Below are 25474 nucleotides of genomic sequence, written 5' to 3' on the forward strand. Positions count from 1 at the left end.
GCGACAATTCGGCCATGGTCATGTCGATTGAGCGCCCGAAGCTGGAAGGCAACATTGCCGTCGGCGAGGACCGTCAGATCAGTTTTGCCGAGTTCGGGAACCCGCAGGGACGGGCGGTGTTCTGGCTGCACGGGACACCCGGTGCGCGCCGCCAGATCCCGACCGAGGCCCGCACCTTCGCCGCGCGCAAGAACATCCGGCTGATCGGCATCGACCGGCCGGGCATCGGCTCGTCGACGCCGTACCAGTACGAGAACGTGCTCGGATTCACCGACGATCTGCGGACCATCGCCGACACCCTCGGCATCAACCGGTTCGCGGTGATCGGCCTGTCCGGCGGCGGCCCCTACACGCTGGCCACCGCGGCCGCGATGCCCGACCGGGTGGTGATGGCCGCGGTGCTCGGCGGCGTCGCCCCCTTGATCGGTGAGGACGGCATCAGCAGCGGGCTGATGGAGCTGGCCAAGATCGTCCGCCCGGTCCTCGAGGTCGCCGACACCCCGATCCGCTGGGTAGCGGGGTCACTGATCAAGCTGATCGGGCCGTTCGGCTCCCCCGCTCTCGACCTGTATGCCCGGATTTCCCCGGACGGTGACCGAAACCTGTTGAGCCGTCCGGAGTTCAAGGCGATGTTCCTCGACGATCTGCTCAACGGCAGCCGCAAGCAGCTGGCGGCGCCGTTCGCCGACATCGTGGTGTTCGCCCGCGACTGGGGCTTCCGGCTGGAGGACATCAAGGTGCCGGTGCGCTGGTGGCACGGCGATGCCGACCACATCGTGCCCTACGCCCACGGCGAGCACGCGGTGGCGCGGATTGCCGATGCCGAGATGTACACGCTGCCAGGCGAAAGCCACCTGGCAGGCCTGGGCGTACCCGAAGACATCCTGACCAAGATTCTCGAGGTCTGGGACGCCGACCTGGCCGCGCAGTAAGGGTCAGGCTGCTCCGTCAGACACTGACGGGCAGACCGCTGAGCACCCGGCGCAGCATGTGCATCGCAACGGTCGTCGACCGCTCACGGATGTCCGACCGGTTGCCCGGCAGGTGGATGGTCCGCGTCTGGGTCGTGCCGTCGGCCAGGCCCACACTGAAACACACTGTGCCGACCGGCTTTTCCTCGCTGCCGCCGCCGGGGCCGGCGATGCCGGTGATGCCCACGGCGATGTCGGCACCGAATCGCCGCAGCGCGCCGGCCGCCATGGCCTCGGCGACCGGTTCGGATACCGCACCGTGGGTGGCGATCAATGCGGGATCGACGCCGAGCAGCTCGGCCTTGGCCTCGTTCGAGTACGACACGACGCCACCGGCCAGGTAGGCCGACGAGCCGGGCCGGTCGGCCAACCGGGCCGCGAGCAGGCCGGCCGTGCACGACTCGGCGGTCGCGATGGTGCGGCCCGAAAGCAGTTGCGCCACTTGGTCATCGACCAAGGTTCCGTCCTCGGAGAAGACGTCCCGCGGATGGCGTTCGCGGAGCAGCGCGGCCAGTTGCCGGTAGCTCTCGGCGGCGTCGGGTTCATAGCGGGTGACGATCTCCAGCTCGCCGCGGCGCAGACATGTGGTGATCTCTAGGCCCGCGAAACCGGGCACCAGGGTTTCCGCATCCCGCAGGGTTTCAGCCAGCCCGGACTCGGGCAGACCGAACATCCGGATGGTCTCCTGCCGGTAGATGGTGCGCCCGGCGACCGCTCGCTCGGCCGTCGCCGTCTCGATGGCGCGGTGCCACATCGGCCGTAGTTCGCGGGGCGGCCCGGGGAGCACGATCACCGTCGGCCCGCCCCCGGCCCGGGTGACCACGACGCCCGGCGCCGTACCCACTGGGTCCAGAATCTCGACGCCGTCGGCGCTCCCACCCTTGGGCACCAGCGCCTGCTTGCGGTTGGCCGCGCGCACCGCGTCGAAATCGGCGCCCGGGAACCGGCCCATGAAAGACCGCAGGATTTCTGCGATCCGTTCCTCGAGCGGCTCGTCGAGCACCAGCTCGCGGCCACAGAACTTGGCGACCACGGCGACGGTCATGTCATCGGCCGTCGGCCCGAGACCGCCGCTGGTGACGATCAGGTCGACGCCCTGGCCGGCGAGGAAATTCAGTTGGGCCTCAATGTCTTCGGGCCGATCCCCACAGATGGTGATGTGGGCGAGCTCGACGCCGAGTTCCAGCAACTGATCCGCCAGCCACGGCCCGTTGAGGTCCTGGACCCGTCCGGTGAGAACTTCGGTCCCGGTCACCACGATGCCCGCACGCACACCCATGGCGATCACAGTACGACGGAGCCGGACGGCACTGCGGACTGAGTCAGCCCGCCAGCCAGGCGCGCACGGTGTCGAGGTCGCGCGTGTAGGTCTCCATGATGTCGTCCTGGAAGCGGGAGCTGCCGCTGATCGCGTCGTCACCCTGCCAGATGACCCGGACCCGGGACGCGCCACGCAGGTAGATATCGACGCGGTCGTCCGTACGGCGCTGCCACCCCTTTTCGGCGGTGTATGCGGCGAGTGCGGAACGTTCGTCAGCCACCTCGTGGGCCATCAGCTTCTCCTTCGTCTGTGCGTTCATCATGTCTCATGCGCCGGGCCGCGGGACCCGCGGTACCGCATCGGGCGCCGCGGGCCGGACGTCCGGCTCAGCCAGACCAGGACCGGCCACCGCGGCCCGCGAGGCGGCGTCCATCGTTTCCTGCGGCGCGGGGCCGCCCGCCACCGGGACCGTCACGGGTGGCGTGTTGTAGCCACCGACCCGGACCCAGCCCGCGTTCACCCCAGGTTTCGGCACCAGCCCGCGAACATGCGCGGTCTCCCCCGGATAGACGGTCACGTAGTTGTCGCTGTACTCGATGGGCAGGATCTCGTCGGCATCGGGAGCGGTGGTCAGCTCCGCCCGTTCGAAGAACGCGACCTGCTTGGTCGGATTGCGCAGCGTGATGTCGACGACCTGCTGACCGTCACCGTTCACCGAACCGGCGGCGCTGACCTCCAGCCGGGCCTTCGTCATGTAGTTGAGCGGCGTCATGTCCGCCCACGCGGTCTGGTGCAGCTCGAAGGCGACGTCCTTGCCGGGTTCTCCGATGTCGCCCTGCTGGGACTGCCAGTAGTCGTTGTCCGCGACGACCTCACCGATCGGGTTCACCAGCTCGCACCGGACGAAGAACACCCGGGAATCGGGCACCACCCGTGGCAGTGTCAGGGCAACCGCGGCGGCGCCGGAGGCCACGTCGTACGGGTCACTGATGCGGTCGTCGCGCATGGTCCCGTTGATGTCGTACACCCGGGTACGGACGCGGAGCCCGACGACGTTCTCCGGGCTCTGGTTGACGATGCTCACCTTGGCGGTGCTGTGATCGCCGGTCGCGTACGAGTCGAACGTGACCGACAGCGGCTGCAGGCCCTTCTTCGCGCCGTAGTACGCACCGCCAGGCCGTAGGTAGTAGTCGAAGATGTTGCCGAAGAACGACGGCCAGTGGTTGTTGAGCATCCAGTAGATCGTCATCTTGCGGTCCGCCCAGCCCAGAGCGGCGAACGACTCGAACTGGGCCCGCGTCGCCTCGTAGTGGGCCAACTGTGCCTTGCGCGCGAATTCCTCAGCGCCAGTAGATGATCCGTATCGCTGGACGATCGCGGTACGGATGCTCGCCAAGGCCTCGTTGCCGGGGTTGGAACCGGCGTGGAAGTACCACATGTCGTTGATCGGCCAGAGCTTGTCCGGCGGAATGAACTTGCGCAGGCTCGCGAACGGCGGGATGTGCTCGTTGTCGCCCTGCTCGGCCGACGCGCCCCGGGCGGCGGCGTACTCGCCGTCGAACCAGTACGCGGGCGCGCGCCAGGTGTACGGGCCGGCCATCTGGATGCCGTCCCACAGCCGGTTACCCGACGAATCGGTGGTGTAGGACGACACCGTGTCGACAACAGCGTTCTGCCAGTGCAACTTTCGCAGAATCTCGTGGTACTGCTCCAGGATGTCGGCCGGCGGATGTCCGTCGCTGGCGTTGGCCCAGACGAATGCGGACGCATGTGAACGCAGCATCAGGATCTGCGAGCGCAGACTGTCCTGCGCGACCCGGTGATCCTCCTGGTCCCACTGTGGCCACTTCTCCCACTGGTTGCAGCACATCCAGCCCACCATCAGCGGGATGCCCAGCTCGTCGGCCCGCTCGATGAAGCGCGCACCGGGAATCTTGGATTCCATCCGGATCATGTTCAGACCCAGATCCTTGACGTAGCGCAGGATCGCGTTGTCGCGGTCGGGATCGTCGCGGTACAGCAGGTCGGGGGTGTAGGTGGCCCCGCGCGCCAGGAAGTCCCGGCCGTTGACCTTCAGGTAGAAGTTGCCGCCGGAACCCAGCTGCGGGAACTCCTCGCTGCCGTCGCGGCCCTGCTCGATTGAGCGGATGCCGAACCGCTGCTTCAACTCGTCGGTGGTCTGGCCGTACTGCAGGAACTGCAGCCGCAGGTCGTACAGGTCGGGCTTGCCCATCGTGTACGGCCACCACAGGTCCGGGTTGCCGATCCGCAGCGCCTCGTAGTCGTTGGGGCTGAACGTGACGTCGCGGCTCTCCCCCGGCCCGAGCGAGACCGGTCGCTCGATCTCGATGTCCGGCTTACCGGCACGGGTGATGGTCGCCCGCACCACGCCGTTGACCCGTTGGCCGGAGTAGTTGGTCAGGCCGGACCGGACGCTCAGCTGGGCGCTGTCGGTGCGCGGCAACGGCAGCTGGCTGTTCACGGTGGCATCGGTGATCGCCACATCGCCGGACATCTTCAAGGTGACCGGCTTGAGGATGCCGGCATTGCGGTCCGAGACGAATGAATTGCCGTTGGCCGGGTTCTTCCCCGGTCCCTGGTAGCCGAGGTAGTTCCAGTTGATCCAGTCGAACCAGCTGTCGGCCAACTCCACGCCGTCGACATCCTGCAGCGCCCGCTCCGGGGTGACCTTGACGGCCAGCGTGTTGGCGCGGCCGCGGTCGATCCACTTCGACACGTCCAGGGTGTGGTCGACGTACATGCCCGCGATCTGTCCGCTGTCGGCGATCCGGTGCCCGTTCAGCCAAATCTCGGCCCGGTAGTTGATACCGGGAAAGTTCAGCCGATAGGTCGAGTGCCCGGGCGGCGCGACGAACGTCGTGCGGTACCACCAGTCCTGCTTGTACAGGTCCTGCGGCACCTTGGTCAGCAGGTTGTCGCCGTAGTAGAGGTCCGGGTAGGTGCCGTCGTCCTCGAGCGCCTGCAGCACCGTCGCCGGCATGTGCCGCACCTGGTGCCAGCCGGCACCGGTCGCGCCGAACCCGTCGGTGCTGAGCTGCGCTCCAGTGGCCGCCATGCCCTGCGCCGAGGCCAGCTGCCAACCCTGCGCCAACTCGACCTCGGCGGCCGGGCTCATGGGCCTCAGCAGGCGCGGCAGATCACCGGTGCAGGCGAACAGCAGCACCAGGAAAATGACAGCACCCAGCACTGCACCGCGGCGCAACTCGGTTGATATAGCCCTGCTCCCTCCGGATCTGAACGCGCTTCAACAAGGGGGATACGCGATGTGGGGGCTCCTCATTGTGCCCCGTCAGACCGGTAGTTCCAGAAACGTTGAGGTCAGAACTTGTGCGGCACGTCGGTCGTCAGACCGCCGTCGACGACGAACTCGCTGCCGGTGGCAAACGACGATTCGTCGCTGGCCAGGAACACCACAAAGGTCGCTACCTCATCGGCCTGCCCGGGCCGGCCCAGCGGCGCGGTCATCATGTCGTCGGGGAAATATTTGGTCATCGGCGTGCGGATGAAGCCGGGCAGCACCGAGTTGACCCGGATCTTGTCCTTGCCCAGATCGATCGCCGCGGACTTGGTCAGCCCGCGCACCGCCCACTTGGACGCAACGTACGGATGCAGCAGCGTCGCGCCGCGCATGCCCTCGATGGACGAGATGTTGATGATCGAACCGCCACCGGCCTCCCGCATCGGCGCGACCACCGCCTGCATGCCGAGAAAGGTGCCGGTGAGGTTGACGTCGATGCACTTCTGCCACTTGGCCATGTCGAACTCGCCGATCTTGCCGAGGGCGGTGATGCCGGCGTTGTTGACCAGAACGTTGAGCAGACCGAACTGCTCGGTCGCGGTGGCGACCGCGGCGGCCCACTGGTCGGCGTCGGTGACGTCGAGGTGCACGTACCGCGCGGCGTCACCGAGTTCGGTGGCCAGCGCCTCGCCCAGTTCATCGAGGATGTCGCCGATGACGACCTTGGCGCCCTCGGCGACGAGCATGCGGGCGTGCGCCGCACCCATCCCCCGTGCGCCACCAGTGATCAGTGCAACTTTGCCGTCCACGCGTCCCATGACGGGTCAGGCTACCGCCCGGCCGATGGGCAGCCGGGCATCCCGGCATACTGGGAACATGTCTGCGCCGAACGCCGGGCCGAACGCCGGGCCGATCACGGGGCCGATCACTGCGATCGACGCCGATGACCGTGGCGCGACGAGCTCGAACGTCGGTGCCTTCTTCGACGTCGACGGCACACTGGTGTCCGGTTTCATCGCGACGGTCCACGCCGCGCACCGGTTCCGGCAGCGGCAGGCCGCCTTCGGCGAACTGACCGGCATCCTCGAGGCAACAGTGCGATACAAGTTGCGCCGCATGGAGTTCGAGCGACTGCTGATTCGCGCCGCCGGTTATATGCGGGGCGAGTCGCTGGCCGAGCAGGAGTCACTCGGCGAGCAGCTGTTCCACAGCCACGTCCAGGCCAGGATGTTCCCGACGATGCGCGAGATCGTGCGTGCCCATCAGCGGTCGGGCCACACGGTGGTGCTCAGTTCGTCGGCGCTGACGATGCATGTCATGCCGCTGGCCCGCTACCTGGGTGTCGAGCACGTCATCTGCAATCACTTCACCGTCGACGGCGACGGCACCCTCACCGGTGACATCGTCCGGCCCATCGTCTGGGGCCACCGCAAGGCCGCCGCGGTCGCGGAGTTCAGCCAGGCCAATTCTGTTGACCTGCAACAGAGTTACTTCTACGCCGACGGCGACGAGGATCTGCCGCTGATGCATGCCGTGGGTCACCCGATTCCGGTGAATCCGCGTCCCGGGCTGGCGGCCGAAGCGGAGCGCCTCGGCTGGACGGTGGTGCGCGCGGCAGCCCCATCCGGCCACCGGACCGGTTGGCTACGACGACTAGTGCGGCGCTGACCGCCAGGAACGGTATTCGCCCCGAATCTGGGCCCCAATGCGCGCGTAGTCTTGCGCGCTGGGCTGTCACGCGGTACTAAATTAGAACACGTTTCAGTTTTGCCACTTCGGCCTCGGCACCAGCACAAGGAACTCCTATGCGCACCGCTCTCTGCGATCAACTCGGCATCGAATACCCGATCTTCGCCTTCACCCACTGCCGCGACGTGGTCGTGGCGGTCAGCAAAGCCGGCGGCTTCGGCGTCCTTGGCGCCGTCGGTTTCACTCCTGAGCAGCTCGAGATCGAGCTGAAGTGGATCGACGAGAACATCGGCGACCACCCCTACGGCGTCGACATCGTCATCCCCAACAAGTACGAGGGCATGGACCAGGTCGACCTGGATCCCGAGGTGCTCAAGAAGCAGCTCAACGCCCTGGTGCCGCAGGAACACCTCGATTTCGCGAAGAAGATCCTCGCCGACCACGGCGTGCCGGTCGACCACAGCGACGACGACGCCCTGCAGCTGCTGGGCTGGACCGAGGCCACCGCAACCCCGCAGGTCGAGGTCGCTCTGCAGCACCCGAAGTGCACCCTGATCGCCAATGCGCTGGGCACGCCGCCCAAGGACATGATCGACCACATCCATGCCGAGGGCCGCAAGGTGGCGGCGCTGTGTGGCTCGCCGTCGCAGGCCCGCAAGCACGCCGACGCGGGCGTCGACATCATCATCGCCCAGGGTGGCGAGGCCGGTGGACACAGCGGTGAGATCGGCTCGATCGTGCTGTGGCCCCAGGTCGTCAAGGAGGTCGCGCCGGTACCGGTGCTGGCCGCCGGCGGCATCGGCAGCGGCCAGCAGATCGCCGCGGCACTCGCCCTCGGCACGCAGGGCGCGTGGACCGGTTCGCAGTGGGTGATGGTCGAAGAGAGCGAACACTCCGAGCAGCAGCACGCCGCGTACGCCAAGGCGAGCAGCAAGGACACCGTGCGCAGCCGCTCGTTCACCGGCAAGCCCGCGCGCATGCTGCGCAACGACTGGACCGAGGCCTGGGAGCAGGAAGGCAACCCGAAGCCGCTCGGAATGCCGTTGCAGTACATGGTTTCCGGCATGGCCGTCGCCGCGACGCACAAGTACCCGAACGAGAGCGTCGACGTCGCGTTCAACCCCGTCGGCCAGGTGGTCGGCCAGTTCACCAAGGTCGAGAAGACGTCCGCGGTGATCGAGCGCTGGGTGCAGGAGTACCTGGAGGCCACCGGCCGGCTCGAGGAATTGAACGAAGCCGCATCCGTGTGATCGAGGCCGCCGGTGCTGGCGTCCATCGCCGCCTACCACCGGGAGCCTGACGATGCCTGCGCCTCGGATTGCGGTCAGCATGTGACTGCAATCCGAGGCGCAAGCGTTCGGCACGCGCAGGCATAGACCGCGGTCTGCCGATTATGTATGGTTGCATACATAATCGCCGAAGGGGACCACAGCCATGGCCAGCCCGCGTGACCGCATGATCGTTTCTGCGGCGCTGCTCATCCGCGAGCGGGGCGCGCATTCGACGGCCATCGCCGACGTGCTCGCCCACAGCGGAGCGCCGCGCGGCTCGGCTTACCATCACTTCCCCGGCGGTCGGACCCAACTGCTCTGCGAGGCAATCGATTTCGCGAGCGATCACGTCGCCCGCCGAATCGCCAAGGCCGGCACCGCACTCGAAGCGCTCGACGTGCTGGTCGACGGGTTCCGCACCCAACTGACCGACAGCGGATTCCGGGCTGGTTGCCCGGTGGTCGCGGTCGCCGTCGAGGCCGACAACCCGCCCGTCATCGAACGGGCCGCCGCGGCCTTCACCCGCTGGCTCGACCAACTCGAAGAACAGTTGCAGGCCGACGGAGCCGCCCCCGAGCAAGCCGCCGAGTTGGCCATGCTCGCCACCACCGCCATCGAAGGCGCCGTCCTGGTGGCCCGTACCACCGGCTCGACCACCCCACTGGACCTCGTGCATCGGCAGCTACGCGCCCTCGTGTCTGCCGCGACAACACAACGGAAGGCGTCGTCATGACCGAAACCCAGGAGTGGCAGTCCACTGCCTGCATCCTGTGCGAGTGCAACTGCGGCATCGTCGTGCAGCTCGACGGCCGCACGCTGTCGAAAATCCGTGGCGACAAAGCGCATCCAGCCTCGCAGGGTTACACGTGCAACAAGGCACTGCGCCTGGATCATTATCAGAACAACCGCAGCCGCCTCACCTCGCCGATGCGCCGCCGGCCGGACGGCAGCTACGAGGAAATCGACTGGGACACCGCGATTTCCGAGATCGCCGAGGGTTTCTCACGCGTCCGCGACGAGTACGGCGGCGACAAGATCTTCTACTACGGCGGCGGTGGCCAGGGTAATCACCTGGGCGGCGCCTACAGCGGCGCCTTCCTCAAGGCACTCGGCGCCCGGTACCGGTCAAATGCGTTGGCGCAGGAGAAGACCGGTGAGTTCTGGGTCGACGCACAGCTCTACGGCGGACATACCCGCGGCGAGTTCGAGCACGCCGAGGTGTCGGTATTCGTCGGGAAGAACCCGTGGATGTCGCAGAGTTTCCCGCGCGCACGCACCGTGCTGCAGGACATCGCGAAGGATCCGCAGCGGTCCATGATCGTCATCGACCCGGTACTGACCGACACCGCCAAAATGGCCGACTTCCACCTGCGGGTGCGGCCCGGCACCGATGCGTGGTGCATCAGCGCGCTGGCCGCGGTCCTGGTTCAGGAAAACCTGTGCGACGAGGCGTTTCTCACCGACCATGTGACCGGCGTCGAACCGGTCCGGGACGCGCTGCGCGCAGTGGACGTCGACGACTTCGCCCAGCGCTGCGGCGTCGACGCCGAGCTGTTGCGCGCCGCTGCCCGCCGGATTGCCGGTGCGGCAAGCGTTTCGGTGTTCGAGGATCTCGGCGTTCAGCAGGCGCCGAACAGCACGCTGGTCTCCTACCTGAACAAGATGTTGTGGATCCTGACCGGCAACTTCGCCAAACGCGGTGGGCAGCACCTGCATTCGTCGTTCGCGCCGCTGTTCGCGGCGGGCGGCGTCGGCCGCTCGCCGGTGACCGGTGCTCCCATCATCGCCGGGCTGCTGCCGTCCAATGTGGTGCCGCAGGAGATCCTGACCGACCATCCGGACCGGTTCCGGGCGATGATCGTCGAGAGCAGCAACCCCGCCCATTCCATCGCCGACTCGGCCGCGGTACGCGACGCGCTCGAGGCGCTGGAACTGCTGGTCGTCGTCGACGTCGCGATGACCGAGACGGCGCGGCTGGCCCACTACGTGCTGCCCGCCGCCAGCCAGTTCGAGAAACCCGAAGCGACATTCTTCAATCTCGAGTTCCCGCACAACACCTTTCACCTGCGGCACGCCCTGATGACGCCGCTGCCCGGCACGTTGCCCGAACCCGAGATCTGGGCGCGGCTGGTCCGCGCGCTCGGCGTCGTCGACGACGCGGAACTCGACCCGCTGCGCCGCGCCGCCCGCGACGGCCTCGACACCTACCTAGGGGCATTCTTCAGCGCAGTGGGCGCCAACCCGTCACTGGGCCGGGTGCTGCCCTATGTGCTGTACGAAACCCTGGGTCCGGCGCTGCCGGACGGTCTGGCCGGTGCGGCAGCGTTGTGGGGACTGGCCCAGAAAGCCGCGATGACGTATCCCGACGCGGTCCGCCGGGCCGGCCATGCCGATGGCAACGCGCTGTTCACCGCCATCCTCGAAGGCAAGTCCGGGGTGACGTTCACGGTGCACGAGTACGAGGACGACTGGAACCTGGTCAGCCACAGCGACCGGCGCATCGCCTTGGAGATCCCCGAGATGCTTTCCGAACTCGGCGCGCTCGCCACCGATCGGCCGCCGCTGATCTCCGACGACTATCCGATCGTGCTGTCGGCCGGCGAGCGCCGGGCGTTCACCGCCAACGACATCATCCGCGATCCCGGCTGGCGCAAGCGTGACGCCGACGGCGCGCTGCGGGTCAGCGTCGAAGACGCCGCGGCGCTGGGCCTGGTCGACGGTGGCCGCGCCCGGATCACCACCGCGGCCGGCAGCGCGGAAGCTTCGGTGGAGGTCACCGACGTCATGCTGCCCGGACATGCCTCACTGCCGAACGGTTTCGGGCTGGACTTCACCGACGCAAACGGCGAACAGCAGGTGCCGGGCGTGGCCCCCAACAACCTGACCTCGGCCGACTGGCGCGATGAGTTCGCGGGCACCCCATGGCACAAACACGTGCCGGCCCGGATCGAAGCGCTGACGGCCTAGCTATTCCGGGGGCGCCGCAACGTCCACGGGGGCAGGCGGCTCCGGGGCCGGCGGCGGAACCGGAACCGATGCCGGCGCCTGCGGCCCGGCCGGCATGCCTGCGGGAGGTGCTGCGTCGGCATCCATGGGGCGCTGCGCCAGCAGCACGAGGGCCTGCTTCGGGCTGATCTCGCGCTCCTGGACGGCATGCCAGACGTCGCGCAGATACGACAGCTGGTCGGTGTCCTGGGACCCTTCCGCGGTGCTCGTGGTGTACGGCGGCAGATTCTCCGGGCTGGACAGGTGCGGCACCGGGGTGGCATTCGCCACCGGGACCGGCTTACCGGCCGGCACCGGCTTGGGAGCAACGGGCGGCGGCGGGTCAATCGGGGCCGCCGCGAGATCGACCGCCGAGCTGTCCCCGGACTTGGTATCCGGCGCGGCGTCGTCGGCCCATGCCGCCGCGGCCGACCCGATCGGCAGCAGCAACGCTGCGCAGGCCAGTCCTACGGCGCGGATTCTGGCGTCGTCAAGGATCCTCATCTGAAGCCCTCCCGTGCATGTCCGGTAACCAATGGTGCTACAGGTGACTGCGGTAATGCTGGGAAATTGCCGGATCAATCTGGTGCGACCGTACGAATCCCCGATCGCGGACATCGGCCCGACGACAACTCACGCGCCGAAATTGCTACGACGAATAGTGCACGGCAAATCGGCAGCCATCGGCATTCACCCAGAATCTGAGCCGAATTATCGGCATAACCTTGCGGCCCCGACCTCCACGCGGTACTAAATTGAAACACGTTGCAGAGTGAGGAGCGCCACATGTCGGCACCCAACATCCCAGCTGGATTCGACTTCACCGACCCCGACATCTACGCCCAGCGGCTGCCGGTGGCCGAACTCGCCGAACTGCGGCACGTCGCGCCGATCTGGTGGAACGAACAGCCCATGGGCAAGGGCGGTTTCGATGACGGTGGCTACTGGGTGGTGACGCGGCACAAGGACGTCAAGGAGGTGTCCCGTCGCAGCGACGTGTTCTCCAGCCAGGAGAAGACGGCCATCCCCCGCTACCAGGACGGCACCGTCACCGAACAGATCGAGCGCGGCAAGTTCGTGCTGCTGAACATGGACGCGCCACACCACACCCACCTGCGCAAGATCATCTCGCGGATGTTCACCCCGCGGTCCATCGAACTGCTGCGGGACGAACTGAGCAAGCGGGCACAGCAGATCGCGCAGGAGGCCGCCGCCAAGGGCTACGGCGACTTCGTCGAGCAGGTCTCCTGTGAGCTTCCACTGCAGGCGATCGCGGGCCTGATGGGCGTGCCACAGGAAGACCGCAAGAAGCTGTTCGACTGGTCCAATCAGATGGTCGGCGACATGGACCCCGAATTCGCCGGCAACGACGCCATCACCGCGTCGGTCGAGCTGATCATGTACGGCATGGCCATGGCCGCCGATCGGGGTGCCAACCCGCGAGACGACCTGGTGACCCGGCTGGTCCAGGCCGACGTCGAGGGCCACAAGCTCTCCGACGACGAGTTCGGATTCTTCGTCATCCTGCTCGCGGTGGCCGGCAACGAGACCACCCGCAACACCATCACCCAGGGCATGATGGCCTTCGCCGAGCACCCGGACCAGTGGGAACTGTTCAAGCGGGAACGTCCCGCGACGGCCGCCGACGAGATCGTCCGCTGGGCCACCCCGGTCACCTCGTTCCAGCGCACGGCAACGCAGGACACCGAGCTCGGCGGCGTGCCGATCAAGAAGGGCCAACGGGTGGTGATGTGCTACCGGTCGGCCAACTTCGACGAGGAAGTGTTCGACGACCCGTACGCGTTCAACATCATGCGCGACCCCAACCCGCACGTCGGCTTCGGCGGCACCGGCGCGCACTACTGCATCGGGGCGAACCTGGCCCGGATGACCATCGACCTGATGTTCAACGCGATCGCCGACCACATGCCCGACCTGCGTCCGCTCAGCGAGCCGGAGCGACTGCGGTCCGGCTGGCTGAACGGCATCAAGCACTGGCAGGTCGACTACACCGGCGCTAACGCGAAACCAGCTGTTGCGCAGTGACCTTGGGCCGATCCGGGTAGTCCAGAAGCGACTGCCAGTAATCGTCGGACAACTCCTGGCCGGAGCGCAGCACCATCGCCAGGCCGGTCGCCATCGCGACGCCGAGCAGGCCGAGCCACAACCCGGTGACGGAGATGATCACCCATAGCGCCGTGGTGAGCGCCGGCCACGGCGACACCACTAGCAACACCGGCGCGAAGAAGAAACCGGTACCGACGTACCAGGCCGATCCGGTTCGATCGGCCGCCATGACCGCCCGCAGCCAGATCGGCGGCGCCTTCGTCGCCGGTTCGCTTGCGGGGTGGGTCGTGCGCATCTCGATCGCCTCCTGGTGCGTTGTCGGACGATTCGAGCCTGTTCCCATCAGGTAATTGCCGCAATTACCTGACAGGTAGTCGCCACCGAGACGTGCAGCCGCGACACTGGAGAGCGTGACCGCCGCCACCGCTGCCCCACCGCACTCGCCGCAACCGTTCGGAACCCTCATGCGGCAGTGGCGGCAACGGCGGCGCATCAGCCAGCTCGACCTGGCGATCGAGGCCGACGTGTCCGCGCGCCATCTCAGTTTCATCGAAACCGGCCGTTCGACGCCGAGCCGGGCCATGGTGCTCAAACTCGGCAGTGTGCTGAATGTCCCTGCGCGAGAACAGAACCGGCTGCTGCTGGCTGCCGGGCACGCGCCCGTGTACGCCGAGCGGGCACTCGACGACCCGGAAATGAGCGCGGTGCGCACGGGGATCGACCGCGTGCTCGCCGCGTATGAGCCGTTCCCGTGCCTGGCCGTCGACCACCTGTGGAACATCGTGGCCGGCAATGCCGGCATCGTGGTGCTGCTCGAGGGGGTGGCTCCCTCGTTGCTGGAATCGCCCAACGCCCTTCGCATTTCGCTGCATCCGGACGGATTGGCACCCCGGATCCGCAATCTGGGACAGTGGCGCCACCACGTGATCGGGCGGCTGCGGCGCGAGGTGGCCGGCAGTGCGTCGGCCCAACTTCACGACCTGTTGACCGAGATCGAGGCCTACCCCGGTGGAAACGTCGAATCGTCCGATCTCGGCGGCGTCGCGGTACCGCTGGAGATCGACGGCCCGGACGGCCAGGTGCTGACCTTCCTCAGCACCGTGACCACCTTCGGCACGGCGCTGGACCTGACCGCCGTGGAATTGAGCATCGAAGCATTCCTGCCCGCCGACGACGCGACGGCGCAGGCGCTGCGGTCTACGAGTTGATGATGATCGGGTCGCCGATGTTCACCTGGTTGTAGTACCAGGACGCGTTGTCGGCGCTCAGGTTGATGCAGCCATGGCTGACGTTCGAATAGCCTTGCTGCCCAACGGACCACGGCGCGCCGTGCACGTAGACGCCACCCCAGGTGACCCGCACGGCGCTGTACACCGTCAGCTTGTAGCCCTCGGGATCATTGAGCGGGATGCCGATGGTCCGCGAATCCATGACGACGGGGTTCTGCTTCTCCAGCGCCGTGAACGACCCCACCGGTGTCGGGTGCTTCGGCTTGCCCATCGATGCCGGCATGGTCTTCACGACCTGGCCGTCGATGCTCACTGTGAAGGTGTGCCCGCTGATGCTCGCGACTCCCAACGTGGCCGACCCGGTCTCGAACGACTGCTTGACCCCGCCGACCGACACCTTGATGGAAGAGTGCGCAGGCCAGTAGGTGCTGGGCGTGAACTGCACGCGGTTGTCGGCCAGCCAGGCGAACGTACCGGCGGGCGCCTTCGTCATCTTCGGCGACGAGAACTCGATGGTGCGTTCAGCGCGCACCCGGTCCGCGACCGGCTGGCTGAAGGTCACCGTGACGGGCATCCCGACACCGACCACGGCACCACTGCCTGGCGTGATCATGGCGACCGGAAGGGACTCGGGCAACGCCGCGACAGCAGCACCCACGGAGCCGCTCAGCATCATCACCGCAGAAGCGGCAACGGCCAGCGCATAACGCACAGTTTTGGGCAAGGGGTCCATCCTCAGGTCCGAGATACGTTCACTACATATCGTAGTTCGACGGCGGCGTTACTTTCGTTAGCCGCACGCCGTCGGCCCGGCCGAAGCGGTTCGACCTCAGGGTTTACTGCGGCGGTGCGGCGGGCTCGGCCGGCGGGGCCGCATCGGTGGGCGCCGGAGCGACGGGAGCTGCCGGAGCCGGGGCCTCCGCGGGCACCGCGACGGCGACGGAATTCGACGGCATTTCCGCCGGTGGGATGTCCGTGGCGGCGGGCGGCACATCGGCGGGCGGCAGGCCCTCGGGATGTGCTGCCGGGTCCGGTTCGAGGATCGGTGCGTCAGGCAGCGGTGCCTCGACCGGTGCCGACACCTCGGCAGCAGGCTCGGCGGCGGGCACCACGTGGACCGCAGGCGGCTCGACCGGCGCCACCGCCTGCTCGGCGGCGGCGGGCCGCGGGCTCTTGGTGACGGACGTCGACCCGGCGCCATGGGCGGGCAGGAACTGCAGCGTGACCGCCATCGACACGGATGCCACGAAGGCCGTCGACCCGACGGCCAGCATGGTCAGGGGCAGCGCGGGCGAGCTCGACACATGCTGCCACCGCGACGAATTGCCCGACCGATGCCGTCCCACCGGAACCACCGCGTTGCGCTCGAACGCAGCGGCGGCCTCGAACGGGTCGAAGGTCGGGTCCCAGCCGAAATCCTGACCGGCCCATTCGTCCGGACGGGGCTCGTCGCCGAAGAAGTACGGCTCGGACAGGTCGGATTCGCCCGATCGCACGGACACCAGCGCCGCACCGCGGGCCAGCGCCAAATCTGCTTCTTCCGGGGTGAACACCGGCACCGAGAGCGCGTCCTGCAGGCCCGGCAGAATCGCCTCGAAGTTACCGGCCGACCCGATGACCACCAGCGCCTCCGGCTGCCAGTCCGCGCGGGCGAAAACGGAGCTGAGCCAGCTGGTCAGCACCGACCTGGAACCGATGGAGTGGTTCACGGCCGTGTGGACGGCGCCGCTGGCCGCATGCACGATCATGGTGATCGCGAATTCCGGCTCGATGGTGCACACCGCCGTCGTCCCGCAGCCCAATGCGTCCGCGATGCCGCGGGCCACGGCCTCGTTGGCCTCCGGGAAGCGAACCGGCACCACATTGTCGAAACCGGAATCCGAGAGCGACTGCATCAGCATCGAGGCCTCGACGTCGGCGTCGTCGCTCCACGTCAGTCCGATCGACTTGAGTCGCAACCCGCGCGTCGCCGCCCGCGCCTCGCTGCGCAGCACGGCAGCGGTGGCGTCCCCGGAGTTCATGATCTCGACGGCGTCGTGGTCCATGGTGAACCCGTCGACGTCATTGCCCTCGACCAGCACCAAGCCGATGGACGACGGAGTCATGGCCAAACCGAGCACCGCGTCCACGCAAACAACCCCTTCAAAACCGCACGGTGGCGCCGCACGATCCGCGATGACGCGCGCTTGGGCGGGCGAAAACTATCCGGAATCGTGGTGAGAAAAGCCACCCTTTGACCGCTGACCTTACCCGTTACCTGGGCCACAGGGCACCCGTCCACAGGCCATCGACCTGCGATGATTTGCCAGCTTCCGACCGCCCTGTGTTCAAACCGTTATCAGTATTTGCCATCTTCACGCCGGCCGGTCGGCGTGGCAGCGAACCGCCGCGGCCGAATAACCGCGCGGCGTTGGCCTAGTTGTGACCTGTCGCTGCTGGTTCCTGTGATGCGGCGGCGCGAGAATTGTCGAGAAGACCGGCCAGGAGGTCAGCATGATGACGGCACCGCCCCTCACCCCACCCACCGTCGTATCGCATGACGAGGTGGGCGTACATGTTCGCGGGCTCGGCTGCTCCTATGCGACGTGCACCTGCGGCTGGACCGCGCGCCCCCGGCACCTGCGGGCTGCTGCCGAGCAGGACGCCTGGACGCACTCCATCGAATCGGGCTGCGCGCTGGCATTCCCCCTGGTCAACCGGTAGCGCTCACTCTTCCCGGCCGCCCGGACCCACTCGACGTCGCGCGTTGTTGCGCGTCGGGCCAGGTCGTAACACAGTGGGTTATGACCGAACAGTGGATAAATGGATGCGCAGTGCAGCGGATCTCCTTCCGCGACGGACTGGTGCTGGACATGGAGGACTACAACGAGCTCGTCATCTCGGCGCCCCTGGCACTGACCCTGCCGGCCACCGAGACCGACCCGCAGGAAGTCGTTGCGATCAATCCGGCCGACGTGCGCAAGCAGGAACGGCCGTTGTTCGATTTCGCCGGCCAGAAGTGCACGCACGCCGAATGGGACGACAACGGCAGCCTGCACCTGGCGTTCGCGGACGGACACCGGATCGACGTGCCCACCGACCAGGAGCACACCTCTTGGGAGCTCTACGGCAAGCGCCATGGCTACGCCGCGTGCCTGCCGCGCGGGCAGGTACGCGTCGTCCGGCACGACTTGCCGGACGACGAATCCGTCAACAGCTGACCGCGCGTCCGTTCACCCGAAGGTGTAGTCCTCCGGGTCGGCATTTCGCGTCCAGGTCCAGTAGTCGACCAGGCGCCACGGGCTGAGCGTGTAGATGTCGCCGTCGGCGTTCTTGTAGAACGAGTGCCGCACGGACGGCTGCGACCACACCATGGTCCGAATCTCGGCCTGGCTGCGCTGCACCCAGTCATCCAGCCGCTCGGGCCGCGGTTCCATCCAGTTCCCGTGGCCGGTCAGCAACAGGTCCAAACATTCTGAGATGTAACGCATCTGGCATTCCGAATGGAAGATCAGGCTGCCGCCACTGGCGAGATTGGTGCCGGGCCCGTACATACAGAAGAAGTTCGGGAATCCCGGGACGGTGATGCCGAGATACGCGGTCGGCCGTTCACCCCACTGTTCGCCCAGCACACGGCCCTCGCGGCCGACGATGGTCATGGGCCACAGCACCTTTCCGGCGTGAAAGCCGGTGGCGTAGACGATCACATCAGCGGGATGCCGCCGATCGTCGGCCGTCACGACGGCGTCGGGTTCGATACGCGCGATGGGGGTCCGGATCAGCTCGACGTGATCCTGCGTGAGCGTCTGGAGCCAGCTGCCGTTGTCCTGCAACGTCCGTTTGCCGGTCGCCGGGTAGTCCGGGATGACCTTGGCCAGCAGGTCCGGGTTGTCACCGATCTGGCCTTTGATCCACTCGGTGAACATGATTCGCGTGACGTCGTTGATCTCGCTGACCGCGCGTTGCTGATCGGGATAGTCCGGATCGACGCGGGCCGCGGCCAGGCCCTTGTCGCAACCGGGCCAGAACAGCAGGAAGCGGTACCAGCGGCCGTAGAACGGCAGGTGCTTCAGCGCCCACTTGACGCCGTCGCCGACCATGGCGTGGTAGTTGGGGTTGGGGAACATCCATTGCGCGGTGCGCTGAAAGATGTTGAGCGAAGCGACTTTCCCGGCGATCGACGGCGCGATCTGGAAGCCGCTGGCGCCGGCGCCGACCATCGCGACATGCTTGCCGGTGAGGTCGACGTCGTGATCCCACTGCGCCGAGTGGAACGACGGACCGGCGAAGTCGTCCTGCCCCGAGATCGACGGCAGGTAAGGACGATTGAGTTGCCCGACGGCGCTGATCACCGCCCGTGCCGACACCGTCTCGGCCGTCCCGTCCGGCGTGCGCACCACCACCTGCCACGTCGCGGTCGTTTCGTCCCACGTCGCGCCGGTGACCTCGGTTTCGAACCGGATGTGTGGGCGGATTCCGTACTTGTCCAGGATGCGTTCGAAATAGGCCTGCAGTTCAGGTTGTTCGGCGAAGAACTGCGTCCAGTGGTCGCTGGGTTCAAAGCTGTAGCAGTAGAAGTGATTTCCCACATCGACCCGGGCGCCGGGATAGCTGTTGTGCCACCAGGTGCCGCCGACACCGGCACCGCGTTCGATGATGGTGAACGGAATCCCCGCCTCTTTCAAGCGGATACCGGCGAGCAGTCCGGATTCGCCGCAGCCGATGACAAGCACCGGAAAATCCGCGGCCGATTCGGCGTCACGTCCGGCCGCACCGGCCCGCACATCCCGCCCGTCGAGCTCCATCTCCTCCAGCACCATCGGCACGTACTCGTCGGGCACCGGTTCGCAGACCAGCCACTCCATCATCTCCTTGAGCAGCTCGGCGCCGATGGGCTCCGGCTCCGGGCAGCCGCGGTCGCGGTAGTCGGCGATCACCTTCAGGGCCAGGGTGCGAACCGCTGCCTTGTCGTCCTCGGACATGTAGCCCTGGACCTCGTTGAGGAACAGTCCGGCAGGGCGCAGCGCACCGCGGATCAGCTCGGGATCGCCGGACATGTGTACCAGCGACAGCATCAGTGTGGGGATGCTGACGTCCATCAGGGCACGGGCGATGTCCTCGTCGGAGGTCGTAAATGGTTGTCCTGCATGTGGGTTACGCACCACAAGGAACTACCACGTTCCGCTGATTCTTCGCAGCCGATTCTGCCGCGGTACAGCCCGACCGGGCCTTACAGTCCGAAGATGGCCATTGCTCTACTCGACAACGGCGCACCGCCGCAGGACCTCGCACTGTCCGACATCGACCTGAGTTCGATCAAGTTCTGGGGCCGCCGCGACGGGTTCCGCGACGGTGCGTTCGCCACGCTGCGCCGCGAAGCGCCCATCTCCTTCCACGCCGAACTCACCCAGGAGGGGTTCGAACCCGGCCCCGGACACTGGGCGTTGACGCGCTACGACGACGTCTTCTTCGCCAGTCGCCACCCTCACATCTTCAGCTCCGCGGACGGCATCACGATCCCCGAGCAGACATCCGAACTGGCCGAGTATTTCGGCTCGATGATCGTGATGGACGACCCGCGGCACACCCGGCTGCGCAACATCGTGCGCAGCGCGTTCACCCCGAAAGTGGTGGCGCGGACGGAGGAGTCGGTGCGCCACCGCGCGCGCAGCCTGGTCGAGTCCATGATCGAACGCCACCCGGACGGCCATGGCGACATCGTGGCCGACCTGGCCGGTCCTCTGCCGCTGCAGATCATCTGCGACATGATGGGCATTCCGGAGCAGGATCACGAACGGATCTTCCACTGGACCAACATCATTCTCGGCTTCGGCGATCCCGACCTGACCACCGATTACGAGGAGTTCTTCCGGTGCGCCATGGACATCGGCGGGTACGCCACCGCCCTGGCCGATGATCGCCGCGTCAACCCCCACGAGGACCTGACCACTGCCCTGGTGCAGGCCGAAGTCGACGGCGAACGGCTGACGTCGAGCGAGGTGGCGTCGTTCTTCATCCTGCTGGTGGTCGCGGGCAACGAGACCACGCGTAACGCGATCAGCCACGGGGTGCTGACGCTCAGCCGGTTCCCCGAGCAGCGCGACCAATGGTGGGCCGACTACGACGCGGTGGCACCCACCGCCGTCGAGGAGATCATCCGCTGGGCCTCCCCTGTGGTCTATATGCGCCGGACCCTGACCCAGGACTTCGAGCTGAGCGGCGTGAAAATGGAAGCCGGGCAGAAGGTTACGTTGTGGTACGGCTCAGCCAACCGGGACGAGGCGAAGTTCGACCGGCCGTGGCTGTTCGATGTGCACCGGAATCCCAACCCGCACCTGGGCTTTGGCGGCGGAGGCGCACACTTCTGCCTGGGCGCGAACCTGGCCCGCCGCGAGATCGCGGTCGCGTTCGAAGAGATCCACCGCCGCGTGCCGGACCTGACCGCCACCGACGAGCCCGACCGGCTGTGGTCGCAGTTCATCCACGGCATCAAGCGCCTGCCGGTCAGTTGGACGCCTCCCCGCTGATCTACTGGACGATCAGCACACCGACCATCCCGGGGTGGTACACGCAGTAGTAGGGGTACCGTCCCGGCGTCGTGGGCGCGGCAAAGGTGGCCTGCGCGTTGCCGCCGACCTTGACGTCGAACTGCCCCTTGACCTTTGACGTCACCGTATGGGCGACGTCGTCGCTGTTCAGGACGGTGATCTGCGCGCCGGGCGGCACGGTGAGCGGGTCGCCGAAGTTGAGCGCGGTGATGGTGATCGCCGGACCGTCTACCGGGCCGGTCATCGGCGCGCCTCTGGTCGACGGGGCGCTGTTCGGTGCCGGCGTCGGCGCCCCACACCCCGCAGCCGCCCCGGTCACCAGCGCCAGCGCCACGACCGCCGCCGGTAAACGTGCCGTCCTCATGACAGGTACCTCTCCACCCAGGACTGCGTCTGCTTCCAGGCATCGGCGGCCGCCGCGGCGTTGTACCGCGGACCCGAGTCGTTGAAGAAGGCATGATCGGCGTCGGGCTCCACGACGATCTGATGAACCATGCCGGCCTGCTCCAGTGCGGCTGCCGCGGCATCTTTGCCGGCCGTCACCCGTTCGTCCTTCGCGCCGTAAAACGCCAGCACCGCAGCCTGTTTCGAGCCGGCGAAGTCGTGCGGATCCGGCAACGGCCCGTAGAACGGCAACGCCGCCGCCAGCCGCGGCTCGCCGGCGGCCAGGAGCTGCCAGGTGAGGCCACCGCCGAAGCAGAAGCCGATCATCGCGAGTTTCATGCCGGGCGCCCGGCGCTGCAGTTCGTCGAGCCCGGAACGCAGGTCGGCGATGAACTGGTCCGGCGGAATCTTGCCGAGTGCCGCGGTCGCCTCGGCGGGGTCTTTGAATGCCGCGGTGCCGCCTTGCGCCGACAGCAGATCGATACCCAGCGCCGAGTACCCGCTGCCGCCGAAGCGGCCGACGACCGACCGCACCCAATCAGTGAGGCCCTTGTTCTCGTGGATCACCAGCACCGCGCCGCGGGGCTGGGCGGCTGCGGCCCACGACCCCTGCATCTTGCCGTCGGCCCAGGTGATCGGTGCGGGCTGAACCGCGTTCTCCATGCCGGGCGGCGGCCCGGGCTCGATCGACGCCGCGGCGGACGGCTTCGATGTCGTCGACGCGGTCGGCTCTCGACTCTCGCCGCACGCGGCGATCAATGCGGTCGCGGCGGCGGTGCCCACGCCCAACAGCGCGAGCCGGCGCATAGCTTCGCGGCGGGACAGCAACCCGTCGACGTGATCGGTGGCGATTTCCTCGGCGATGTACCGCTGCAAGGGGGTCACCCGAGCCAGTATCCGCCCTGATCCTGAGCGTCGTCCCAGGTTTCCCCAGGACGAGTAGACATTTTCAAGAAAGTGTTCACTTTTTCATTGACATGGGCCTGACCGGCACGCTTCTATAGTTAGGTGACCTCTGCAACGACGTTCGACACGATCATCCGCAACGGCCGTTGGTTCGACGGAACCGGCGCGCCTTCTGCCGTCCGGGACATCGGAATCCGCGACGGGCACGTCGTGGCGATCGGCGCAGATCTGGATGCCACCGGATGCGCGAACGTCGTCGACGCCACCGGCAAATGGGTGACACCCGGCCTGCTGGACATCCACACGCACTACGACGTCGAGGTGCTGGCCGGCCCCGGCCTGGCCGAGTCACTGCGGCACGGCGTGACCACCGTGATGCTCGGCTCGTGCTCGCTCTCGACGGTGCACGTCGGCGGCGAAGACGCCGGTGACCTGTTCGGCCGGGTCGAGGCCATCCCGCGCGATCACGTCATCGCCGCCGTCGACGACAACAAGACCTGGGACACCGCAGAGGGTTACGTCACCGCGCTCGAGGACCGGCCCCTTGGCCCGAACGTCGCCGCGTTCATCGGCCACTCAGACATGCGCACCGCCGTCATGGGTCTCGACCGCGCCACCCGCAAGGACGTCCGCCCCACCCGAAGTGAGCAGGCCGAGATGGAGCAGATGCTCGCGGCGGCACTGCAGGCCGGGTTCGTCGGATTGTCTTCGCAGCAACTGCTTTTCGACAAGATCGACGGCGACACCTGCCGGTCCCGCACGCTGCCCTCCACCTACGCCAAGGCGCGCGAGCTGCGCCGGCTCAAGACGCAGCTGCGTCGCTCGGGTCGAATCCTGCAGTCGGGCCCAGATCTGGAGAACCCACTGAACCTGTTGTCTCAGTTGGCCCAGTCGCTCGGCCTGTTCCGCGAGAACCTCAAGACCAGCCTGCTGTCGGCGGCCGACATCAAGGCCAACCCCTACGCCATCACCATCATGGGGCCGGTGGCCCGGCTGGTGAACAAGCTCGGCGGTAACTTCCGGTGGCAGCACCTGCCGGTACCGTTCGAGGTGTACGCCGACGGCATCGACCTGGTGGTGTTCGAGGAATTCGGTTCCGGCGCAGCGGCTCTGCACCTGCGCGACGAGGTCGAGCGCAATGATCTGATGCGCGATGACGAGTACCGCCGCCAGTTCCGCAAGGACTACGAGAACAAGTTCGGCGTCCGGGTCTGGCACCGCGACTTCTTCGACGCCGAGATCGTCGGCTGCCCCGACGAGTCCCTGATCGGCAAGACCTTCGGCCAGGTCGGCGTCGACCGCGGACTGCATCCGGTGGATGCCTTCCTGGATCTGGTGCTCGAATACGGCCGCGAAGTACGTTGGCGCACCACGATTTCCAACCATCGCCCCGAGGTGCTCAAGAAGCTGGCCCGCGATCCCGGCATCCAGCTGGGCTTCTCCGATGCCGGCGCGCACCTGCGGAACATGGCGTTCTACAACATGGGCCTGCGGCTGCTGCGCCACGTGCGCGATGCCGAGCGCGCCGGCACCCCCTTCCTGACCGTCGAGCAGGCCGTGCACCGGCTGACCGGTGAGCTCGCCGACTGGTACCGCCTCGATGCCGGACACCTGCGGGTCGGAGACCGGGCCGACCTGGTCGTCATCGACCCGGAGCGCCTGGACGATTCGCTCGACGCGTACGCCGAAGGCCCCGTCGAGCAGTACGGCGGCCTCTCCCGCATGGTCAACCGCAACGACGCGGCCGTCCCCGCGGTGTTCGTCGGCGGGCAACAGGTGGTCCGCGACGGCGTGCCGACCGATCTGGTCGGCGCCACCCGCACCGGCCGATTCCTGCGGTTCGCCCGTCAGACCCCAGCTCTGCCCATCGCCAAGGAAGGTGAGTTCGCCAGTGTCGGTTGAGGATACGGTCCACGGTTTGTGGCAGGCGCTGTCAGCGCGGGATTGGGAGCGGCTGAAGGACTTCGTGTCCGACGACTGCATCTACCTGGACATGCCGGTGGGCCCGGCCGCCGCCGCGCGGGGGCCGGAGGACATCGTCAAACGCCTGAAGATCGGGCTGGAGCCGCTGGCCTCATATGAGAACTTCGACGGTCTGCTGCTGACCGACGGCGCCGATGCCATGTACGAGCATCACGAGGAATGGCATTGGGAGACCGGGGAATCCGCGGTGCTCAAGTTCGTCACCGTGCACCGCGTCGAGAACGGCAAGGTGACGCTGTGGAAGGACTACTGGGACATGGGCGCGCTGTCGAACTTCGCCCCACCGTCCTGGCTGGAGAACTTCGCCACCGCTGACATGTCGTGGATCTTCGACGCGACAGACTTGGTCTAGTACGCCGAATGGCCAGTTGCGACACGAAATTCCGAGAATTGCGTGCTGCAACTGGCCAGTGGGCGGGACTCCTCAGAGGGTGATCTTGCAGGCCTGACCGATGTCGAGGGTGCGCAGCATGCGGCCCATGCCGAGCCACATGGCACACGACAGCGCCAGGTCGGTCAGCAGCTCGTCGCTGAAATGTTCTGCGGCGCGGGCCCAGAAGTCCTCGTCGTCACGCAGCCCGGTGTGGTCGGACGCGAAGCGGTAGGCGAACTCGGCGGCGATGCGCTCCTGCTCGGAGTAGCCCGGCCAGGTCTGCCACACGCCGGCATGGTTGTAGAGGTCTTCGTCGACACCGGCCGCCTCGGCAGCCGAATCGCGGGTGTTCTGGCACACGACGCACTCGTTGTCGAGTGCGATGACCACGCGGGCCAGCTCACGAACCCGTAATGGCAAGCGCCCCTTGGTGTAGACGGCGTTGGTAAAACCCGCCATGGCCGTGCCGATGTCGGGCGACTTGAGCACCCAGGCGGTCACGTCTTCGTCGGTGAAATCTCCGATTCGGCTCACTTTTCGAACGCTACGCCAAAACTGAAACAAGTTCT

At 67.1% G+C, this 25474-nt stretch carries 24 protein-coding genes; 12 read left to right on the plus strand and 12 right to left on the minus strand.

Annotated features, from left to right (window positions below):
* Positions 1-14: 14 nt before the first annotated feature.
* On the plus strand, positions 15-932 hold the full coding sequence (locus AC1U2B_RS22720; protein WP_260938550.1) for an alpha/beta fold hydrolase: 918 nt from the start codon (positions 15-17) through the stop codon (positions 930-932).
* A gap of 16 nt (positions 933-948) precedes the next feature.
* Here AC1U2B_RS22720 and AC1U2B_RS22725 read toward each other — a convergent pair whose 3' ends face one another.
* The 4 genes from AC1U2B_RS22725 to AC1U2B_RS22740 all read right to left on the minus strand — a co-directional run bounded on the left by AC1U2B_RS22725 (position 949) and on the right by AC1U2B_RS22740 (position 6309).
* Positions 949-2250, minus strand: a complete 1302-nt coding sequence (locus AC1U2B_RS22725; RefSeq protein WP_480218559.1) for a competence/damage-inducible protein A — start codon at positions 2248-2250, stop codon at positions 949-951.
* A gap of 43 nt (positions 2251-2293) precedes the next feature.
* Complete coding sequence (locus AC1U2B_RS22730; protein ID WP_377042002.1) at positions 2294-2551, minus strand: hypothetical protein; 258 nt, start codon at positions 2549-2551, stop codon at positions 2294-2296.
* 6 nt (positions 2552-2557) lie between these two features.
* Entirely contained in the window at positions 2558-5440 is a 2883-nt protein-coding gene (locus tag AC1U2B_RS22735; protein WP_480218560.1) for a glycoside hydrolase family 2 protein, read from the minus strand.
* Between the two features lie 131 nt (positions 5441-5571).
* The gene (locus AC1U2B_RS22740) at positions 5572-6309 is read right to left on the minus strand and encodes a glucose 1-dehydrogenase (protein WP_480218561.1); all 738 of its coding nucleotides are present in this window, start codon (positions 6307-6309) and stop codon (positions 5572-5574) included.
* Positions 6310-6367: 58 nt separating this feature from the next.
* Between AC1U2B_RS22740 and AC1U2B_RS22745 the strand changes: the two genes are divergently transcribed.
* The 4 genes from AC1U2B_RS22745 to AC1U2B_RS22760 all read left to right on the plus strand — a co-directional run bounded on the left by AC1U2B_RS22745 (position 6368) and on the right by AC1U2B_RS22760 (position 11418).
* Positions 6368-7159, plus strand: coding sequence for an HAD family hydrolase (locus tag AC1U2B_RS22745; protein WP_480218562.1), 792 nt, complete (start codon positions 6368-6370; stop codon positions 7157-7159).
* Between the two features lie 137 nt (positions 7160-7296).
* A complete protein-coding gene (locus tag AC1U2B_RS22750; protein ID WP_043392144.1) occupies positions 7297-8430 on the plus strand; it encodes a nitronate monooxygenase in 1134 nt (377 codons plus the stop codon).
* Between the two features lie 184 nt (positions 8431-8614).
* Entirely contained in the window at positions 8615-9184 is a 570-nt protein-coding gene (locus AC1U2B_RS22755) for a TetR/AcrR family transcriptional regulator (RefSeq protein WP_480218563.1), read from the plus strand.
* Positions 9181-11418, plus strand: coding sequence for a molybdopterin-dependent oxidoreductase (locus AC1U2B_RS22760; protein ID WP_480218564.1), 2238 nt, complete (start codon positions 9181-9183; stop codon positions 11416-11418). The genes AC1U2B_RS22755 and AC1U2B_RS22760 overlap by 4 nt, the downstream gene beginning before the upstream one ends.
* Here the strand turns inward: AC1U2B_RS22760 and AC1U2B_RS22765 are convergent, their stop codons facing one another.
* Positions 11419-11940, minus strand: coding sequence for a hypothetical protein (locus tag AC1U2B_RS22765; RefSeq protein ID WP_480218565.1), 522 nt, complete (start codon positions 11938-11940; stop codon positions 11419-11421).
* Positions 11941-12222: 282 nt separating this feature from the next.
* Between AC1U2B_RS22765 and AC1U2B_RS22770 the strand changes: the two genes are divergently transcribed.
* Complete coding sequence (locus AC1U2B_RS22770) at positions 12223-13482, plus strand: cytochrome P450 (RefSeq protein ID WP_480218566.1); 1260 nt, start codon at positions 12223-12225, stop codon at positions 13480-13482.
* On the opposite strand, the gene AC1U2B_RS22775 is transcribed toward AC1U2B_RS22770, so the two are convergent.
* Positions 13454-13798 (minus strand): hypothetical protein, encoded by a 345-nt coding sequence (locus tag AC1U2B_RS22775; protein WP_480218567.1) that lies wholly within the window; start codon positions 13796-13798, stop codon positions 13454-13456. The two genes, AC1U2B_RS22770 and AC1U2B_RS22775, sit on opposite strands and share 29 nt — an antisense overlap.
* Before the next feature lie 169 nt (positions 13799-13967).
* Between AC1U2B_RS22775 and AC1U2B_RS22780 the strand changes: the two genes are divergently transcribed.
* On the plus strand, positions 13968-14711 hold the full coding sequence (locus AC1U2B_RS22780; protein ID WP_480218608.1) for a helix-turn-helix domain-containing protein: 744 nt from the start codon (positions 13968-13970) through the stop codon (positions 14709-14711).
* Here AC1U2B_RS22780 and AC1U2B_RS22785 read toward each other — a convergent pair.
* Together AC1U2B_RS22785 and AC1U2B_RS22790 are read right to left on the minus strand one after the other, a co-directional pair.
* Positions 14701-15408 carry a L,D-transpeptidase gene (locus tag AC1U2B_RS22785; protein ID WP_480218609.1) on the minus strand — a complete coding sequence of 236 codons (708 nt, stop codon included), beginning with the start codon at positions 15406-15408 and terminating at the stop codon, positions 14701-14703. The genes AC1U2B_RS22780 and AC1U2B_RS22785 overlap by 11 nt on opposite strands.
* A 160-nt stretch (positions 15409-15568) precedes the next feature.
* Entirely contained in the window at positions 15569-16861 is a 1293-nt protein-coding gene (locus AC1U2B_RS22790; RefSeq protein ID WP_480218568.1) for a DUF7159 family protein, read from the minus strand.
* A 364-nt stretch (positions 16862-17225) separates the two neighbouring features.
* On the opposite strand from AC1U2B_RS22790, the gene AC1U2B_RS22795 reads away from it, so the two are divergent.
* Together AC1U2B_RS22795 and AC1U2B_RS22800 are read left to right on the plus strand one after the other, a co-directional pair.
* Entirely contained in the window at positions 17226-17435 is a 210-nt protein-coding gene (locus AC1U2B_RS22795) for a hypothetical protein (protein WP_480218569.1), read from the plus strand.
* Between the two features lie 80 nt (positions 17436-17515).
* Positions 17516-17932, plus strand: a complete 417-nt coding sequence (locus AC1U2B_RS22800; RefSeq protein WP_480218570.1) for a DUF6188 family protein — start codon at positions 17516-17518, stop codon at positions 17930-17932.
* A 12-nt stretch (positions 17933-17944) separates the two neighbouring features.
* On the opposite strand, the gene AC1U2B_RS22805 is transcribed toward AC1U2B_RS22800, so the two are convergent.
* On the minus strand, positions 17945-19873 hold the full coding sequence (locus tag AC1U2B_RS22805) for a flavin-containing monooxygenase (RefSeq protein ID WP_480218571.1): 1929 nt from the start codon (positions 19871-19873) through the stop codon (positions 17945-17947).
* A gap of 81 nt (positions 19874-19954) precedes the next feature.
* Here AC1U2B_RS22805 and AC1U2B_RS22810 point away from each other — a divergent pair, with 81 nt between their 5' ends.
* Positions 19955-21238, plus strand: coding sequence for a cytochrome P450 (locus AC1U2B_RS22810; RefSeq protein ID WP_043392168.1), 1284 nt, complete (start codon positions 19955-19957; stop codon positions 21236-21238).
* 1 nt (position 21239) lies between these two features.
* Here the strand turns inward: AC1U2B_RS22810 and AC1U2B_RS22815 are convergent, their stop codons facing one another.
* Together AC1U2B_RS22815 and AC1U2B_RS22820 are read right to left on the minus strand one after the other, a co-directional pair.
* Entirely contained in the window at positions 21240-21623 is a 384-nt protein-coding gene (locus AC1U2B_RS22815; protein ID WP_480218572.1) for a cupredoxin domain-containing protein, read from the minus strand.
* Positions 21620-22528, minus strand: coding sequence for a dienelactone hydrolase family protein (locus tag AC1U2B_RS22820; protein ID WP_480218573.1), 909 nt, complete (start codon positions 22526-22528; stop codon positions 21620-21622). Before AC1U2B_RS22820 ends, AC1U2B_RS22815 begins: the two co-directional genes overlap by 4 nt.
* A 123-nt stretch (positions 22529-22651) precedes the next feature.
* On the opposite strand from AC1U2B_RS22820, the gene AC1U2B_RS22825 reads away from it, so the two are divergent.
* Together AC1U2B_RS22825 and AC1U2B_RS22830 are read left to right on the plus strand one after the other, a co-directional pair.
* On the plus strand, positions 22652-24451 hold the full coding sequence (locus AC1U2B_RS22825) for an N-acyl-D-amino-acid deacylase family protein (protein WP_480218574.1): 1800 nt from the start codon (positions 22652-22654) through the stop codon (positions 24449-24451).
* Positions 24441-24884, plus strand: a complete 444-nt coding sequence (locus AC1U2B_RS22830; RefSeq protein ID WP_260938534.1) for a nuclear transport factor 2 family protein — start codon at positions 24441-24443, stop codon at positions 24882-24884. The genes AC1U2B_RS22825 and AC1U2B_RS22830 overlap by 11 nt, the downstream gene beginning before the upstream one ends.
* Positions 24885-24956: 72 nt before the next feature.
* Here AC1U2B_RS22830 and AC1U2B_RS22835 read toward each other — a convergent pair whose 3' ends face one another.
* A complete protein-coding gene (locus tag AC1U2B_RS22835) occupies positions 24957-25439 on the minus strand; it encodes a carboxymuconolactone decarboxylase family protein (RefSeq protein WP_043392181.1) in 483 nt (160 codons plus the stop codon).
* Positions 25440-25474: the final 35 nt, after the last annotated feature.

The sequence above is a fragment of the Mycolicibacterium sp. P4_G11 genome, from assembly GCF_056555145.1.

Bases quoted from the DNA above. Each gene is read 5' to 3' on its own strand.
- AC1U2B_RS22720 (WP_260938550.1), top strand. From the start codon at position 15: ATGGTCATGTCGATTGAGCGCCCGAAGCTGGAAGGCAACATTGCCGTC.
- AC1U2B_RS22725 (WP_480218559.1), bottom strand. From the start codon at position 2,250: ATGGGTGTGCGTGCGGGCATCGTGGTGACCGGGACCGAAGTTCTCACC.
- AC1U2B_RS22730 (WP_377042002.1), bottom strand. From the start codon at position 2,551: ATGAACGCACAGACGAAGGAGAAGCTGATGGCCCACGAGGTGGCTGAC.
- AC1U2B_RS22740 (WP_480218561.1), bottom strand. From the start codon at position 6,309: ATGGGACGCGTGGACGGCAAAGTTGCACTGATCACTGGTGGCGCACGG.
- AC1U2B_RS22745 (WP_480218562.1), top strand. From the start codon at position 6,368: ATGTCTGCGCCGAACGCCGGGCCGAACGCCGGGCCGATCACGGGGCCG.
- AC1U2B_RS22750 (WP_043392144.1), top strand. From the start codon at position 7,297: ATGCGCACCGCTCTCTGCGATCAACTCGGCATCGAATACCCGATCTTC.
- AC1U2B_RS22755 (WP_480218563.1), top strand. From the start codon at position 8,615: ATGGCCAGCCCGCGTGACCGCATGATCGTTTCTGCGGCGCTGCTCATC.
- AC1U2B_RS22760 (WP_480218564.1), top strand. From the start codon at position 9,181: ATGACCGAAACCCAGGAGTGGCAGTCCACTGCCTGCATCCTGTGCGAG.
- AC1U2B_RS22765 (WP_480218565.1), bottom strand. From the start codon at position 11,940: ATGAGGATCCTTGACGACGCCAGAATCCGCGCCGTAGGACTGGCCTGC.
- AC1U2B_RS22770 (WP_480218566.1), top strand. From the start codon at position 12,223: ATGTCGGCACCCAACATCCCAGCTGGATTCGACTTCACCGACCCCGAC.
- AC1U2B_RS22775 (WP_480218567.1), bottom strand. From the start codon at position 13,798: ATGCGCACGACCCACCCCGCAAGCGAACCGGCGACGAAGGCGCCGCCG.
- AC1U2B_RS22780 (WP_480218608.1), top strand. From the start codon at position 13,968: ATGCGGCAGTGGCGGCAACGGCGGCGCATCAGCCAGCTCGACCTGGCG.
- AC1U2B_RS22785 (WP_480218609.1), bottom strand. From the start codon at position 15,408: ATGATGCTGAGCGGCTCCGTGGGTGCTGCTGTCGCGGCGTTGCCCGAG.
- AC1U2B_RS22795 (WP_480218569.1), top strand. From the start codon at position 17,226: ATGATGACGGCACCGCCCCTCACCCCACCCACCGTCGTATCGCATGAC.
- AC1U2B_RS22800 (WP_480218570.1), top strand. From the start codon at position 17,516: ATGACCGAACAGTGGATAAATGGATGCGCAGTGCAGCGGATCTCCTTC.
- AC1U2B_RS22810 (WP_043392168.1), top strand. From the start codon at position 19,955: ATGGCCATTGCTCTACTCGACAACGGCGCACCGCCGCAGGACCTCGCA.
- AC1U2B_RS22815 (WP_480218572.1), bottom strand. From the start codon at position 21,623: ATGAGGACGGCACGTTTACCGGCGGCGGTCGTGGCGCTGGCGCTGGTG.